Here is a 15475-nt window from a genome sequence, read left to right as displayed (position 1 = left end):
GCCGGCCCCCGCGCCGGTTCCCCGAATGCGGCCGCGATCCGCCCCCGGGTTACCGCCGCAACCAGGTCCCCGATGACGGCGGTAATCCGGGTTCCCGGGGCCGGTCGTGGGCGGAGGTTTTCGGAGGTCCCTCTCGAGACGCGGCGTCGTTGGTGCTCGGGAAGGCGTGGTCGGGCTCCTAGGGTGGTCGCGTGGTTCGGATGGTGCACTTGAACGGGCCTCCGGGGATCGGGAAGTCGACGTTGGCCCGGCAGTACGTGGACGAGCACGCGGGGGTGCTCAACCTCGACGTGGACGTGCTGCGTGGTTTGATCGGGGGATGGCGGGAGCACTTCGCCGAGGTCGGGGAGATCGTTCGGCCGTTGGCTCAGCGGATGGCCGGCGAGCACCTGCGCGGTGGGCGGGACGTGGTCTTCCCGCAATACCTGGCTCGGACGGCGGAGATCGAGCGGTTCGAGGCCGTGGCGCGGGACAGCGGCGCCGACTTCGTCGAGATCATGGTGCTCGACACGCGACAGCGCTCCGTGGAGCGGTTCGCCCGGCGGGGCGGTGGCGGTGACCCCGACTGGCACGAGCAGGTCAAGAAGATCGTGGCGCGCGAAGGCGGGGCCGAGTTCCTGGGCCAGGCCTACGACCGGCTCGCGGAGGTCGTTCGGAGCCGGCCGGCGGTGACGGTCCTGAGCAGTGAGGAAGGTGCGGTCGAGCGGACCTACGACGCGCTGCTCTCCGTTCTCTCCAGATGAACACAACCGCGGCGCCGGACCCCCGTTCCGGCGCCGCGGTGCTCGTCTGTCCGCCCAGGTCAGTACGGGCAGGTCGACTGGTAGTCCGAGATCGCCGGGTCGCCTTCCGGCGGCGGGCACAGGAACTGGTCGTAGCGGGTGTCGTCGTCGAGGAACCGCTTGAGCCAGGAGGTGCTGAACTTGGCGATCGTGGTGTTGTCCCGGTTGGGCGCGAAGTGGCTGGCACCGGCCAGTTCCAGGTACGCCTTGCCCGGGTCGTCGGGCAGGCTCTCGTAGAACGGCTTGGAGTGCCGGGAAACCGGCGCGACCGTGTCGTTCTGCGCGCCGATGACCAGCGTCGGCGCGCCGACTCCGGAGAAGTCCTTGGTGGTGTGCCACGGGGCCAGCGGGACGACGGCCTTGAGCGCCGGGTTGTCCAGCGCGGCCTTCAGCGAACCGCCGCCGCCCATCGAGTGGCCCATCACGCCGAGCCGCGCGGGGTCGATGAGGTCCTTCACGCTGCTGTCGTTGGTGAGGTAGTCCAGCGACGCCTGCAGCTGGCGGGCGCGGGAATCGGGCTGGTCGGAGGTGGAGTTGGTGTCGATCGTGAACACCACGAAGCCCTGCGAGGCGAGCCTCGGACCGAGCCACGCGATGGAGTCCTGCGTCCCGGTGTAGCCGGGGGAGATCGACACCGCGGAGAACAGCACGTCGGTGGTGTCGGTCGGGTAGTAGATCGTCCCGCCGCCGAAACCGGTGACGCTCAAGCGCGACACGGATTCCTCGTCGACCTCGAAGGGGCCGCGCGGGGCGGTGACGCTCTCCTCGGTCGGGTCGGGACCGTGCAGGTCGGCGGGTTCGGCCGCCTGGGCCAGCGTGACGCTGCCGCTGACCAGCCCGAGCACGGCCGCGGAGACGACCAGTAATCGGCGGAATCGGGAGAGGGGACCGGTGGAACGTTTCAATTCCATGTATTCGTCCTCTTGGGGAAGCGCCCTGCGTGCGGGCGCACCGGATGGGTCCTCGCGAAGTTCCTCGGGCCGCACGACCGTCGAAACGCGTTCGGCGCACGAGCAAGATCTCCGGAACGCGATCGACTCTAAAGTAGCTCTACCAATTGGTCAATCAATCTCTGGGGCCAGCTAGTCTGGCCTCATGGAACGGGTCGACGGACGGAAGCTGCGCTTCCAGCACCGACGCGGCGAAGTGCTCGCCGCTGCGACGGAACACGCCCTGGAGAAGGGCCTCGACGACCTGTCGCTGCGCAAGGTCGCCCAGTCGGTCGGGGTCAGCCACGCGACGCTGGTCCACCACTTCGCGTCCAAGGACCGGCTCGTCGCCGAGATCGTCGACCGGGTGCTGGCCGAAACGCTGTCGCTGCCGGACCTGCCGCGCGACGACCCCGATCCGCTGCGGGCCATATGGCACCGCGCGACGAGCGAGAGCGGTCGGCGGTACGTCCGGCTGTTCGTCGCGATCACCGGGCACGCCATGTACGGCGACCCCGCGCTGGCCAAGGCCGTCGCGGACTCGATGCGGCAGCGCAACGACCTCATCGCCGCCGGCCTGGTCCGCTTCGGCTGCCCGGAATCGCGGGCGCAGGCCGTGGCGACCTCGCTGATGTCGACCTTGCGCGGTCTGTTCGTCGACCTGCTCGCCACCGGTGACGAGCAGCGCGTCGCAGCCGCTTTCGACGACTTCGCAGCCGACGTCCAGCGGCGCGCCCTCGACGGCTTCAGCTGAACCTCCGCGCGGGTGCTCCGTTCGGCGGCATCCGGTGACCTCTTCGGCCGCTTCTTCGGGGCCGTGCGGACACGTAGAAAACTGTGCATGGGTCTCACATCCGGTGCTGGTCACAGCCGTCGCGCCTTCCTGTCCGCCTCCGCCGGCATCACCGGCGCCGTCGTGCTCACCGGCACCGCCGGGGCCGCCGACCTGCGGCCGGTCGGGGGCGGTGCGCTGCCGCCCGGTGTTCCGATCTCCCCGCAGGAACCCGATGCACGCCTGCGCGCGCTGCTCGCGCGGGTCGACGAGCGGCGGATCGAGGCCGTGGTGCGCGAGCTGGTGAGCTTCGGGACGCGGCACACCCTGTCCGGCCAGGACGATCCGCAGCGCGGCATCGGAGCCGCGCGAGACTGGTTGTTCGCCGAGATGCAGGCCTGCGCCGCCCGTTCCGGCGGGCGGATGACCGTCGAGCTGCAGTCCTACGACCAGGAGCCCGCCAAGCGCATACCGGTCACCACCCGGATCACCAACGTGGTCGCCACCATCCGCGGCACCACCGACCCGGATCGGGTGCACGTGGTCAGCGGGCACTACGACTCCCGCGCCACCGACGTCATGGACGCCGTCAGCGATGCGCCCGGCGCCGACGACGACGCCTCCGGCGTGGCGGTCGTGCTCGAACTGGCGCGGCTGCTGGCCGAAGAGCCGATCGAGTCCACAGTGGTCCTGGCGGCCGTGGCTGCCGAGGAGCAGGGGCTCTACGGCGCGAACCACATGGCCGAGCGCTTCGCCGCCGACGGCGTGGACGTGCGCGCGATGTTCACCGACGACATCGTCGGAGCCAGCCGCGCCGACGACGGCACCTCCGATCCGCGCACCATCCGGCTGTTCGCCGAAGGCGTGCCCACCTCGGAAACCCCCGAGGAGGCGGAGGTCCGGCGCTCGGTGGGCGGTGAGAACGACTCGCCGTCGCGCCAGCTCTCCCGCTTCGTCACCGACGTCGCCGCCAACACCGCGACCGGGATGGACGTCCGGGTCATCTACCGCCGAGACCGCTTCCTGCGCGGCGGCGACCACATCCCGTTCCTCGAAAGGGGTTACCCCGCAGCGCGGTTCACCGAGCCGAACGAGGACTTCCGGCACCAGCACCAGGACGTGCGCGAGGAGGGCGGCGTCCGCTACGGGGACCTGCCGGAGTACTGCGACTTCGGCTACATCGCCCGCGTCACCAAGGTCAACCTGGCAACGATCTGGTCGCTGGCGCAGGGGCCGGGCGCGCCCACCGGCGTGGTCGTGCGCACCGCGAACCTCACCAACGACACCGAGCTGGTCTGGGAACGCGACCCGGAGCCGAACCTCGCCGGGTACGAGGTGGTCTGGCGCGAGACGACCGACTCCGACTGGACGCACCGCATCGACGTCGGCGACGTCACGACCGCGGTCATCGACCTGTCCAAGGACAACGTCTTCTTCGGCGTGCGCGCGATCGACGCCGACGGCCACCGCAGCCCGGTGAGCTTCCCGCGGCCCCAGCGGGACTAAGCACTGCTAGGAATTTCGTTGGCGGGGTCGGCAGGTGGCGGTTTTGGTCCGAACTGCCCGGGCGAAACGGACATCGATCATGGACGGTACGGACCAGGACCGCCCGGCGTGAACGTCAGGGCTTCGTCGCCACTGCGCCGTAGATGAGGTTGGTGATCTCCGACCTCGGCGTGAGCGAGGGGCCTTCGGGCCACCAGTCGACCGTGCGGACCAGGCCGGGGGGCAGGACGTCCAGGCCGTCGAGGAAGGACAGGACCTCCTCGTTGCTGCGCCACCAGCAGGACGCCACCATCTCGTGCAGCGTGCCCTCGATCGTGCGGGCCATCTCGCGGTACTTCTCCGAGTCCGGCGGCCAGCTGAAGTGCGACATCGCCACGTACGACCCGGGGGCGAGCGCTTCGACGTAGCGCTGCATGACCTCGCGCGGCCGGTGCTCGTCGGAGACGTGGTGCATGGTGCCCGAGTGGATCAGCGCGATCGGGCGCCCGAAGTCCAGGTTGGTGGTGATCACCGGGTCGCTGAGGATGTCGTCGGGGTGACGCAGGTCGTTGATGGAGAAGTGGGTGTTCTCGTTCTCCGCCAGCACCGCCCGCCCGTAGGCGGCGACGGTCGGGTCGTTGTCGACGTAGACCACGACGGCGTCCGGGTTGTTGGCCTGGGCGACCTGGTGCACGTTCTGCATCGTCGGAAGCCCGCAGCCCAGGTCCAGGAACTGGTCGATGCCGGCGTGCAGCGGCGAGCTCAGGAACCGCGCGGCCCGGATCAGCCAGTACCGGTTCTCCCGGGCGAGCGGCTGGGCCTCGGGCACGATCTCCTCGATGGCTTTGAGGATCGTCCGGTCGACCTCGAAGTTGTCCTTGCCGCCCAGCCAGTGGTCGTAACCGCGGGCGACGCTGGGCGAGGAGGTGTCGATGTCGGTGACGGGACGCTCGTCGTGCATGCCGCCATGATCGCGCGTCGTGATCTCGGTGTCGACGCCCCGGCATCTCACTTGCCGAACGTTTCCCTCACGCCTCAGTGGTTTCCGGTGACTTCTCCGGTGAGGCGGTGGTGCATGGCGGCGCTGGGTTCGTTGAGACCCACGATGTCGACCCGCTTGCCGCGCGCCTCGTACTTGGTGGTGATGGCGTCGAGAGCGGCGACGGTGGAGGCGTCCCAGATGTGGGCGTCGGTGAGGTCGATGACGACCTCGGCGGGGTCGTTCGCGTAGTCGAACCGGTGGACGAGGTCGTTGCTGGAGGCGAAGAAAAGCTCGCCGGTGACGTGGTGGACGACCTGGCCGCCGTCGGGGTCGGTGACGGCGGTGACCTCGACGAGGTGGGCGACGCGGCGGGCGAAGATGACCATCGCGGTGATCGATCCGACGACCACGCCGATCGCGAGGTTGTCGGTGGCCACGACCACGGCCACCGTCACCAGCATCACGATGATCTCGCCTGCAGGCATCCGCTTGAGGGTCTTCGGCGCGATGCTGTGCCAGTCGAAGGTGCCGACGGAGACCAGCACCATCACCGCGACCAGAGCGGCCATCGGGATCTGCGAGACCAGCGGCCCGAAGGCGATGCACAGCACCATCAGGAACGCGCCCGCCAGGAACGTCGACAACCGAGTCCGGGACCCGGCCGTCTTGACGTTGATCATGGTCTGGCCGATCATCGCGCAGCCGCCCATGCCGCCGAAGAAGCCGGTGACGATGTTGGCGATGCCCTGCCCGATCGACTCGCGGGTCTTGTTCGACCGCGTGTCGGTGATGTCGTCGACGAGCTTCGCCGTCATCAGCGACTCCATCAGCCCGACCAGCGCGAACGCCAGGGCGTAGGGGGCGATCAGCTTCAGCGTGTCCAGCGTGAGCGGTACGTCCGGGACGCCCGGGATCGGCAGCGAGGACGGCAGCGCCCCCTTGTCGCCGACGGTCGGCACCGCGATGCCCGCGGCGATCGTCACGGCGGTCAGCGCCACGATCGACACCAGCGGTGCCGGGACGACCTTGGTGAGCTTCGGGAACAGCACCATGATGACCAGTCCCGCGGCGAACAGCGGGTAGACCGCCCACGGCACGCCGATGAGCTCGGGGACCTGGGCCATGAAGATCATGATGGCCAGCGCGTTGACGAACCCGACCATGACGCTGCGCGGCACGAACCGCATCAGCTTCGCCACGCCCAGCGCACCCAGCGCCACCTGGAACACCCCGCCCAGGATGACGGTGGCGACCAGCACGCCCATCCCGTGCTCGCGGGCCAGCGGGGCCACGACCAGTGCGATCGCACCCGTGGCGGCCGAGATCATCGCGGGTCGCCCGCCGACGATCGAGATGACCACCGCCATGGTGAACGAGGCGAACAGGCCCACGCTCGGATCGACACCGGCGATGATCGAGAACGAGATCGCCTCGGGGATCAGCGCGAGCGCGACGACCAGGCCACCGAGGACCTCGGTGCGGGCCACCTTCGGCGACAACCAGGCGGGGCGGGACAGCGACAGCTCGGGCACGCGACAACCAGACGTGGTTCAGGCGCCGCGCATCGTCACCGATCGCGGCGGGGGGAGAGCAGGGGGAGAGGGGCGGCGCTGCCCGACAACTCTTCCGTTACGTTAGATGAGAGTTCCCGGAACCCCGGCACCCGGCAGGCCGGATGAGGCCGGGATCACTCGTGGTCGACGCGCTCGCGCAGCATCGCGGCGAACTTCTCGGCGAGCCGGAGCTTCGCGCGCAGCTTCTGGCAGGACTGCTCGGCGGTGGCGCTGAACTCGGCCAGCCGGCGCTGCGGATCCTCGACATTCGGGGACCCCGGGACCGGGTCGAGGATCGCCAGCAGATCGCGCATCTCGTCGAGCTGGAAGCCCAGCGGCTTCATGCCCTTGATCAGCTCCAGCCGCTCGACGTCGGGGTCGGTGTAGAGGCGGAACCCGCCCTGGCTGCGCGCGCTGGGCACCACCAGTCCGACCTCCTCGTAGTAGCGGATGGTGCGCAGCGACAGCCCCGTGCGCTCGGCGACCTCGCCGATCTGCATCCGCTCACCCACGCCCGAACCACTCCTCGATCGACATCGCCCGGAACACGCCCGGATGGCTTCACGGTACGCACAGCGGCGCCGTGGAGCGGATGTCAGGTCTGGTCGGGCTCCGAGGTCGACGGCGGTCGTTGCGCGATGCCCGGTCGCGGCGCGGGGACCTTCGTGCCGAACTCGCCCGGGGCGGGGACCTCCTTGCGCGCGACGGCTTCGGCCGCGCGGACCGCCTCGGCGACCTCGGGGTTGGTGGAGGTGTCGAACCACGCCTGCACCGCGTCCTCCACGGTCTCGGCAGGGGGAGCGTCCTCGGTCTGCTCCGGTGGTTCGTAGCGGAAGACGCCCTCCTCGTCGGCCTTGCCCAGGCTCCGGGCGAAGCCCTCCAGCGACTTGCCGAACTCGCTGGGCACGACCCACACCTTGTTGGCGTCGCCCTCGGCCATCTTCGGCAGCGTCTGCAGGTACTGGTACGCGAGGAGTTCCGGTGTGGGCTTGGCGCGCTTGACCGCCGCGAAGACCTTCTCGATGGCCTTGGCCTGCCCCTGCGACTTGAGGTACTGGCTCGCGCGGTCGCCCTGGGCGCGCAGGATGCTGGACTGCCGGTCGGCTTCCGCGGTGAGGATGGCGGCCTGCTTCTGGCCTTCCGCACCCAGGATCGCCGCCTGCTTCTGGCCTTCGGCGGTCTTGATGGCCGATTCGCGGGTTCCTTCGGCGTTGAGGATCATCGCGCGCTTCTCCCGGTCGGCGCGCATCTGCTTCTCCATCGAGTCCTGGATGGACGGTGGCGGGTCGATGGCCTTGAGCTCCACGCGCGCGACGCGGATCCCCCACCGACCCGTCTCCTTGTCCAGCACCCCGCGCAGCTGCGTGTTGATCGCATCGCGCGAGGTCAGCGTCTCCTCCAGGCTCATGCCGCCGACGACGTTGCGCAGCGTCGTGGTGGTCAGCTGCTCGACGCCGGTGATGTAGTTGGAGATCTCGTAGACCGCCGAGCGCGCGTCGGTCACCTGGAAGTAGACGACGGTGTCGATGGACACGGTCAGGTTGTCCTGGGTGATGACCGGCTGCGGCGGGAAGGAGACGACCTGCTCGCGCAGGTCGACGCGAGCGCGGACCCGGTCGAAGAACGGCACCAGCAGGTTGAGCCCCGGCTGCGCGACGGACCGGTAGCGGCCGAGTCGTTCGATCACCGATGCGGTCGCCTGCGGCACCAGCAGCACGGTCTTGGTCACGAGCACGACGACCAGCAGGACGATGACGGCCAGCACGATCAGTGCGGTCGGGTCCATGGCGGCCTCCTCACAGTTCGCCCGAAACGACGGCGGTCGCTCCGGAGATGTCCATGACGGTCACCGTCTCGCCCGCTCGATGGACCTCGTTGTCGTCCAGCGGCCGCGCCGACCAGCTCTGCCCGTCGATCAGCACCAGGCCACCGGCGGAGTTCACGGTGGTTTCGACGAACGCCTTCTTGCCGATCAGGGCGTCGGTGTTGGTGCGGAGCTCGACGCCCCGCATCAGCCGCCGCTTCAGCGCCGGACGCGCGAGGAGGACCAGGCCGAGGCTCAGCGCGGCGAACACCGCGGCGTCGACGGCCAGCGGTGCGCCCAGCGCGGCGGCTCCGGCGGCCCCCAGCGCGGCGGCGCCGAGCATCAGCAGCACGAGTTCACCCGAGATGACCTCGGCCGCGACCAGCACCACACCGGCGATGAGCCACAACAGCGCGACCACGTCTTCAATATGCCAGAAAAGCGCATGATCAGGGGTTTCGCGCACTTCACAGGGGGTGAGCGGGAGGTCTACGTTGATAGGTATCGCACCCTGCGCGTGAGCCGGGAAGATGTGATGTTGAGCCGGTACGAGCGTCGGAGGCTCCAGGAGATCGAGCGGTGGTTCGAGGAGAACGATCCCCGGTTCGCGGAGTTGGTGAAGCACCCACCGCCGGACCGCGCCACCAGTCGTCGGCGGTGGGCGGCGATCGTGGTCGCGCTGCTCGGTGCGCTGGTGTTCCTGACCGGACTGCTCGCGGCCAGTCCGGGCGTGATCTTCGTCGGCATCAGCCTGGGGGTCGGCGGCCTCGCGGTGCGCTACCTACTGCTGAACGCGCACCCCTGAGCCGCCCCGCCCGCTGAGCGCGTCACCCGGCGAGCCGTTCGCGGACCCAGTCGTGGAACTCGGCGATGTGGTGCTCGCTGGGCACCAGCACGCCGCCGGAGGCGTAGGAGCGGGAGTCCATGGCGAGCTGGCAGCGCTCGCAGGCGTCGAAGTCCTGCTGGTTGACCCGGTGGAACAGCTCCACCGACCGGGACAGGTCCTGGCCGGAGGCGACGACGTCCGGCAGGTACAGCCAGTCGCAGTCCACGAGGGTCCGCTCCGCGGTGAGCGGGAACATCCGGTGGATGATCACGTGGTCGGGGACCAGGTTGATGAACACCTGCGGGCGCACCGTGATCGCGTAGTAGCGCCGGTCCTGGTGCTCGGCCACGCCCGGTAGCCGCTGCACGCCGTCGCCGCCGTCGACGGTGAAACCCCGCACGTCGTCGCCGAATTCGGCGCCGTGCCCGACGTAGTACTGGGCGGCGAACCCGTCGGCGAACTCCGGGAGCACCTCGGTGAGCTCCGGGTGGATCGTGGCGCAGTGGTAGCACTCCATGAAGTTCTCGATGATCTGCTTCCAGTTCGCCTTGACGTCGTAGCGGATCCGCTCGCCGAGTTCGAGCGCGGCGATGTCGTAGGCGTCGAGCTCGCCCGCGTCGCCGAGGCGCTGGGCGACGTCGGCGATCACCGTGTCGTCGAAGGACGGCGGCTCCTCGGCCAGGCAGACCCAGGCGTAGCCGAGCCATTCTCGCAGGTGGACGCGGTTGAGGCCGTACTCGTCGCGGTCGATGTCGGGCATGCCTCCGAGGTTCGGCGCCGCGATCAGCTTGCCGTCCAGGCCGTAGGTCCAGGCGTGGTACGGGCATTGCAGCGACCGCTGCACCCGTCCGGCCTCCTCGGTGCACAACCGGGCGCCCCGGTGCCGGCACACGTTGAGGAAGGCGTTGAGGTTTCCCCTGCGGTCGCGGGCGATGAGCACGCTCTCCCGCCCGACCTGCACGGTCTGGAAAGCACCGGGTTCTGCCAGATCGGCGCTGCGCACCGCGCAGAACCAACCGGCCTCGAAGATGCGCGACTGCTCGAGGGCGAAGATCGACGGATCGGTGTAGTGGTGGCCGGGGAGAGTGGCCAGCAGGCTGTGCGGCAACTCCGCAGCGGTCATCTCGGGGCGCCTTTCGGCTCGTTCCACAAGGGCGAATTTGTTGCGCGATGAGCACTGCGTCGCTCGATCGACAACACGATGCGGGCGCGGATCGGGCGCTGTCAAGACGTCCGAGCGAGTTACCGCGAGGTAGTCGCCGCGGCGTCGGGCTGAGCGAGGACATCGGTCGTTAACCGGGAAAACGAACGGGAAATCGACTCCTTCGACGTCTTGACGCACCTCGGAGACGACCCTCACTCTGTTGCGCATGGCGTTACCAGTTCTCTAATGCGCAACACTGGAGGTTCGATGTTCGCTGTCTGCCGCGCCGACGAGCTCGCCCCGGGCGAGTCGACCCGGTTCATCGCCGACGTCCCGATCGCCGTGTTCAACGCCGACGGCGTGTTCTACGCGGTCGACGACACCTGCACCCACCAGGACGCATCGTTGTCCGCCGGATTCCTCGAAGGCTGCTTCGTCGAATGTCCGCTGCACGCGGCGTTCTTCGACCTGCGCAGCGGAGCGCCCACGGGCCTGCCGGCCAAGCGGGCCCTGCGCACCCACCAGGTCCTCGTCGAGGGCGGCACGGTGTACGTCCAGCTCACCCCGCGCGAGGTCGAGCTCCCCCTGGAGGCCGAAGGCGCGGCCTGATCAGCCGGCGCGGCGGCGTTCCAGCAGGACGGTGTCGCGCCAGACCCCGTGGTGCAGGGCGATGCGCTCCCGGGTTCCGGCCACGCGGAACCCGGCGGCGCGGTGCAAGGCGATGCCGGCCTCGTTCTCCGGGAAGATCGAGGCCTGCAACGTCCACAACCCGCCCGTATCGGCTGCGCTGACCTGACTGCGCAGCAACGACTTTCGCGATCGCGAGGACTGGCTCAACCCGGCGTGACGGTGCCGGAGGTCGCGTCCACGGTGATGATCTGGCCCGTGGTGATGTCCGTGGTGGCGTCGCGGACGCAGATCACCGCCGGGATGCCGTACTCGCGGGCCACGGTCGGGCCGTGCGCCATGGGCGAACCGGTTTCGGTGACCAGACCGGCCGCGGTCATGAACAACGGCGTCCAGCCGGGGTCGGTGGTGGTGGCCACCAGGATCTCGCCGGGCTCGATCCGCGCGGTCGCCGGGTCGTGCACGACCCGAGCGGGCCCGGTGACCTTGCCGGGAGAAGCGCCCAGTCCGACCAGCGCGCCGTCGGCGGCCGGTGCGGGCGGTGCCGCGGCCTCCAGGTCCGTGCCGTCGGAGAGCACCGCGATCGGAACCGCGCGGCGGCGGACCTCCCTGTCGTAGCGGGCCTTTCGCTCGGTGGCGAGGGCGCTCTGATCGGACCCGCCCACCGCGGCGCGGATCTCGTCGAGCTCCAGGAACAGCACGTCACCGGGCCGTTCCAGCAGACCGCGCCGGCTGAGGTCGTCGCCGATGCGCAGCAGCTGTTCGCGCACCGCCTGCAACGAGTACAGCCAGGCGAACTTGCCCAGCTCCCGCAGTCCGGTGAGCTTGCGGGCGCGGCGCATCAGGAAGCGGGCGAGGTGGGCGCGGATCGGGCGCTTGCGGCGGGCGCGCTGGAACAGCTCGTCGATCATGGCCTCCGCGCGGGCAGCGGCCTTCTCAAACCGCCGGTCCGGTGCCTGTTCGGGATCGGTGATCCGCAGGTATCCGGCGAGGGTGGCGAAGATCTGCGTCGGGTCCTCCGACCAGCGCGGCATCCCGACGTCGACCTCCGCCGGTGCGCGGTGGCCGTAGCGGGCGAGGAAGTCGTCCAACCCGATGTCGGGCAGCTCGCCCGCCCGGTAGCGGTCGGTGAGCTCGGCCGGTGGCGTGCTGCGCAGGAGTTCCCGGGCCTCGTCGTCGAGGCCGGTGGTCAGCCGCCACAGCGCGAGGTCCATCTCGGTGGTGACGTTGTGCGGCAGCCCGCCGAGCACGGTGTCCAGCTCGCTGGTCGTGGCGACGCCCTTGAGCAGCGACTTCGGGAGCTGGCCGAGGAGGATGCCGATGAACAGCGGCCAGATCACCTCCGAGGCGGTCATGAAGTCCCGCTGCACCTCTTCGGCGAAGCGCAGGCGCTGCTGCGAGTCGGCGAACTCCGGAGCCCTGGCCTGGCGCTTGAGCTTCTCGGTGGCGCGGAAGGCTCGCTCGCGCGCGGCATCGGGGTCGATCAGCGTGCGGATGAGCTCGAACTTCGCCTTCGGCACGACCACGAGGCTCTTCTTCAGCAGCGGCGCGACCGGGAGGGGCAGGCCGCTGCTGGTCGGCGCGAACCGCGGATCGGTGAGCAGGCGCTGCACGATCTCGACGTTGCGCGGACCGTAGACCTCCATCATCTGCGGCAACCGGGAGCGGAAGCGCTTGTTGCGCAGCAGGTCCGAGAAGTCCATGAACAACCGTCCGCCCACGGGAACGATGCCCATCGCATCGCCGAACGCGCCACCGGACAGGCCCGCGGAGTCCATCCACAGCTTCGCGCCGTGCGTCATCGCCGACATGCCGACCGGGGTGAAGGGTCGCAGCATCCCCTGCATGTGCCCCATTTCGAAGTAGACCCGCAGGTCGTCGGATCGGGGCGGGAGCGGGAAGAGCGTGGTGATGGCCCGCGACTGCAACAGCCACAGCTCGCCGTCCCGGTCGATGGCCCACTCGATGTCCTGGGGCGAGCCGAAGCTCTCCTGCACCCGCGCGCCCGCGTCGCGCAGCGCGTCGAGCTGGTCGCGGTCCAGGCACCCGTCGGTGCGCGGCGGGGTTCCGTCGAGGACGTGGTGGTCGGCGATGACCGATCCGTCGACGACCACGTCACCCAGGCCGGGCGCGGCGTCGACCACCATCTCCGCGCGGGTCCCGGTCAGCGGGTTCGCGGTGAACAGCACCCCGGCGGCCTTCGCCTCGACCATCCGCTGCACCACGACGGCCATGCGCACGTCGGTGCCGATCTCGTTGGCGTCGCGGTAGGCGACGGCCCGGTCGGAGTGCAGCGAGTCCCAGCAGCGACGGATCGCCGACAGCAGTTCCCGCTCGCCGCTGACGTTGAGGAACGTGTCCTGCTGCCCGGCGAAGCTCGCGTCCGGCAGATCCTCCGCGGTCGCGCTCGACCGCACCGCCACCCGGTCGGCCCCGAGCCGCCGGTAGGCCTCCAGGACCTCCTGCTCGGGGATCTCGCCGGTCGCGTGCGCCCGGGTCGTCAGGCAGAACCCCTCGGGGACCCGGAACCCGGCTCTGATGAGTTCACCGAGCCCGGCGGCCTTGCCGCCGACCAGTCCGAGCATGCTCGCGTCGACCCGCGCGAGTTCGAGCACTCCAGCGTCGTTGCCGGTCATCAACACCACTCCAGTCCGTACGGCGCGCACCATGACAGCGCCGACCAGACTTCCCGGCACACCACGGCCGAAGGCCGATGCCCAGATGCTAGGCCCGCGACCGGCGATCAGCCGTCAAGAAACCGTCAAAATCCGGACGCCCGTACGCTGCGGCCCGTGGCTGCACAGGTGGAACTGGACGTCGTGGACATGCGGTTGCTGCGGGCGTTGCAGGAGGACGCCCGGATGACCAACCGCGAGCTGGCGGCGAGAGCGGGCATCTCGACCTCGACGTGCTCGGACCGGCTGGCGCGCCTCCGGGGCGCGGGCGTGATGTGCGGGTCGGCGGTGCGCATCGAACCGAGCGCGGTCGGTCGCCCGCTGGAGGCGATGCTGGCGGTGCGCGTGCACCCGCACCGGCGTCCTCTCGTGGACCCGTTCGTGCAGCACGTCCTGGGCCTGCCCGAGACGCGGCACCTCTACCACCTGACCGGCCCGGACGACTTCCTCATCCACGTGACCGTCGTCGACGCCGGCGACCTGCAGAGGCTGGTGCTGGACGAGCTCACCGCGCGCGACGAGGTGGTCATGGTGCACACCCACTTGATCTTCCACCAGTGGCGCGGCGGCCCGCTCATGCCGCCGGGCGCCGAAGGCTGACCGGACGATCGCCGGATGAACGCGCCCTCAGACCGGTGCGGCCGGACCAACGCGGATCAACACCAGCATCGGCCGACGTTCATCCGGAGATCCGACCGCGGCTCCGGAGGACCGCTGATCCTCGGGTGGTGACCGAACAGACGTTTTGGACCCGTGCCGTGCACGCAGGCCGCGACGACCTCACCGATCAGGGCCTGCACGCCGTTCCGCTGGACCTCTCGACGACCTACCCCAGCCGGGACAGCAGGGACGAGGCCGAGCGCCTCGACGTGATGACCACCGGAGCCCAGGTGCCGGGCATGCCGATCTACGCCCGGCTCGGCAACCCGACGGTCGCCCGGTTCGAAGGAGCGATCGCCGAGCTCGAAGGCTGCGAGTCCGGTGTCGCCTTCGCCTCGGGCATGGCGGCGCTGTCGGCGTGCCTGCTCGCCACCGTCGCCGCAGGTCGTCCGCACGTCGTGGCGGCGAGGCCGCTCTACGGCACCAGCGACCACCTCATCGCGTCCGGGCTGCTGGGCAACCAGATCACCTGGGCGGACCCGGCCGATGTCGGTGCCGCCGTCCGGCCGGAGACCGGCCTGATCATCGTCGAGACCCCGGCGAACCCGACGCTCGCGGAGATCGACATCCGCGCCGTCGTCGACGCGGCGGGTGGCGTTCCGGTGCTCGTCGACAACACCTTCGCCACACCGGCTCTGCAGCGGCCCACCGACTTCGGCGCCACCGTGGTCCTGCACAGCGCGACGAAGTTCCTCGGCGGGCACGGGGACGCCATGGGCGGCGTGGTGACCTGCGCGGAGGAGTTCGCCCAGCGCCTGCGCCAGGTCCGCATCGCCACGGGCGGAGTGCTGCACCCCTCGGCCGCGTACCTCCTGCAGCGCGGCCTGGCCACGCTGCCGGTCCGCATGGAGCGCTCGTCGGACACGGCAGCGGTCCTCGCGGAGCGGCTGCTCGCGCACCCGAAGGTCAGCGCCGTGCACTACCCGGACCCGAGCAAGCTCGGCCAGCTCACCACCGGCGGTGCGATGCTGTCGTTCGAGTCGGAAGCCCCGCCGCACGAGGTGGTTTCCGCAGTCCGCCTGATCACCCCGGCGGTCAGCCTCGGCAGCACCGACACGCTGCTGCAACACCCAGCATCGCTGTCGCACCACATCGTCGCCCCGCAGGACCGCGCGGCAGGCGGCATCCCGGACAGCCTGCTGCGCCTGTCGGTCGGCCTCGAATCCCCGGAAGACCTCTGGCACGACCTCGACCAAGCCCTCGACCGAACGACCTGAGCCGTTCCGGCCCGTTCGA

General features: G+C 70.0%; 15 protein-coding genes and 1 pseudogene. 7 read left to right on the top strand and 9 right to left on the bottom strand.

Translation table 11 applies throughout. The annotated features are described in order from the left end of the window. The first annotated feature begins 200 nt into the window (after positions 1-200). Positions 201-743, top strand: a complete 543-nt coding sequence (locus E1202_RS22360; protein ID WP_132685100.1) for an AAA family ATPase — start codon at positions 201-203, stop codon at positions 741-743. 59 nt (positions 744-802) lie between these two features. Here E1202_RS22360 and E1202_RS22355 read toward each other — a convergent pair whose 3' ends face one another. Further along, positions 803-1693, bottom strand: coding sequence for a poly(ethylene terephthalate) hydrolase family protein (locus tag E1202_RS22355; protein WP_132685099.1), 891 nt, complete (start codon positions 1691-1693; stop codon positions 803-805). Between the two features lie 184 nt (positions 1694-1877). On the opposite strand from E1202_RS22355, the gene E1202_RS22350 reads away from it, so the two are divergent. Both E1202_RS22350 and E1202_RS22345 read left to right on the top strand, forming a co-directional pair. Then, on the top strand, positions 1878-2465 hold the full coding sequence (locus E1202_RS22350) for a TetR/AcrR family transcriptional regulator (RefSeq protein WP_132685098.1): 588 nt from the start codon (positions 1878-1880) through the stop codon (positions 2463-2465). Between the two features lie 87 nt (positions 2466-2552). Continuing rightward, complete coding sequence (locus E1202_RS22345) at positions 2553-3989, top strand: M20/M25/M40 family metallo-hydrolase (protein ID WP_132685097.1); 1437 nt, start codon at positions 2553-2555, stop codon at positions 3987-3989. Between the two features lie 115 nt (positions 3990-4104). Here E1202_RS22345 and E1202_RS22340 read toward each other — a convergent pair whose 3' ends face one another. The 5 genes from E1202_RS22340 to E1202_RS22320 form a co-directional block, all read right to left on the bottom strand. Next, positions 4105-4929 carry an SAM-dependent methyltransferase gene (locus E1202_RS22340; RefSeq protein ID WP_132685096.1) on the bottom strand — a complete coding sequence of 275 codons (825 nt, stop codon included), beginning with the start codon at positions 4927-4929 and terminating at the stop codon, positions 4105-4107. A 74-nt stretch (positions 4930-5003) separates the two neighbouring features. Continuing rightward, on the bottom strand, positions 5004-6482 hold the full coding sequence (locus E1202_RS22335) for a SulP family inorganic anion transporter (protein ID WP_132685095.1): 1479 nt from the start codon (positions 6480-6482) through the stop codon (positions 5004-5006). A gap of 155 nt (positions 6483-6637) precedes the next feature. Further along, the gene (locus tag E1202_RS22330; RefSeq protein ID WP_132685094.1) at positions 6638-7015 is read right to left on the bottom strand and encodes a MerR family transcriptional regulator; all 378 of its coding nucleotides are present in this window, start codon (positions 7013-7015) and stop codon (positions 6638-6640) included. 83 nt (positions 7016-7098) lie between these two features. Beyond that, entirely contained in the window at positions 7099-8289 is a 1191-nt protein-coding gene (locus tag E1202_RS22325; protein WP_132685093.1) for an SPFH domain-containing protein, read from the bottom strand. 10 nt (positions 8290-8299) lie between these two features. Then, the gene (locus E1202_RS22320; RefSeq protein ID WP_132685092.1) at positions 8300-8728 is read right to left on the bottom strand and encodes an NfeD family protein; all 429 of its coding nucleotides are present in this window, start codon (positions 8726-8728) and stop codon (positions 8300-8302) included. Positions 8729-8824: 96 nt separating this feature from the next. Between E1202_RS22320 and E1202_RS22315 the strand changes: the two genes are divergently transcribed. Continuing rightward, positions 8825-9112, top strand: a complete 288-nt coding sequence (locus tag E1202_RS22315) for a DUF3040 domain-containing protein (RefSeq protein WP_235878857.1) — start codon at positions 8825-8827, stop codon at positions 9110-9112. 22 nt (positions 9113-9134) lie between these two features. On the opposite strand, the gene E1202_RS22310 is transcribed toward E1202_RS22315, so the two are convergent. Further along, positions 9135-10256 carry an aromatic ring-hydroxylating oxygenase subunit alpha gene (locus E1202_RS22310; RefSeq protein WP_132685091.1) on the bottom strand — a complete coding sequence of 374 codons (1122 nt, stop codon included), beginning with the start codon at positions 10254-10256 and terminating at the stop codon, positions 9135-9137. Positions 10257-10544: 288 nt separating this feature from the next. Here E1202_RS22310 and E1202_RS22305 point away from each other — a divergent pair, with 288 nt between their 5' ends. After that, positions 10545-10886 carry a bifunctional 3-phenylpropionate/cinnamic acid dioxygenase ferredoxin subunit gene (locus E1202_RS22305; RefSeq protein ID WP_132685090.1) on the top strand — a complete coding sequence of 114 codons (342 nt, stop codon included), beginning with the start codon at positions 10545-10547 and terminating at the stop codon, positions 10884-10886. On the opposite strand, the pseudogene E1202_RS22300 reads toward E1202_RS22305, so the two are convergent. Both E1202_RS22300 and E1202_RS22295 read right to left on the bottom strand, forming a co-directional pair. Beyond that, positions 10887-11090 (bottom strand): annotated as a pseudogene (locus E1202_RS22300) (N-acetyltransferase family protein); the annotation flags it as partial. Between the two features lie 20 nt (positions 11091-11110). After that, complete coding sequence (locus tag E1202_RS22295; RefSeq protein WP_132685089.1) at positions 11111-13540, bottom strand: PEP/pyruvate-binding domain-containing protein; 2430 nt, start codon at positions 13538-13540, stop codon at positions 11111-11113. A gap of 156 nt (positions 13541-13696) precedes the next feature. Between E1202_RS22295 and E1202_RS22290 the strand changes: the two genes are divergently transcribed. Both E1202_RS22290 and E1202_RS22285 read left to right on the top strand, forming a co-directional pair. Next, entirely contained in the window at positions 13697-14179 is a 483-nt protein-coding gene (locus E1202_RS22290; protein WP_132685088.1) for an Lrp/AsnC family transcriptional regulator, read from the top strand. Between the two features lie 128 nt (positions 14180-14307). Next, positions 14308-15456 (top strand): trans-sulfuration enzyme family protein, encoded by a 1149-nt coding sequence (locus E1202_RS22285; RefSeq protein WP_207918869.1) that lies wholly within the window; start codon positions 14308-14310, stop codon positions 15454-15456. The last annotated feature ends 19 nt before the right edge of the window (positions 15457-15475 follow it).

The sequence above is a fragment of the Saccharopolyspora karakumensis genome (genome assembly GCF_004349225.1).
GTDB lineage: Bacteria > Actinomycetota > Actinomycetes > Mycobacteriales > Pseudonocardiaceae > Saccharopolyspora > Saccharopolyspora endophytica.
This window is presented reverse-complemented; position numbering and strand designations above follow the sequence as displayed.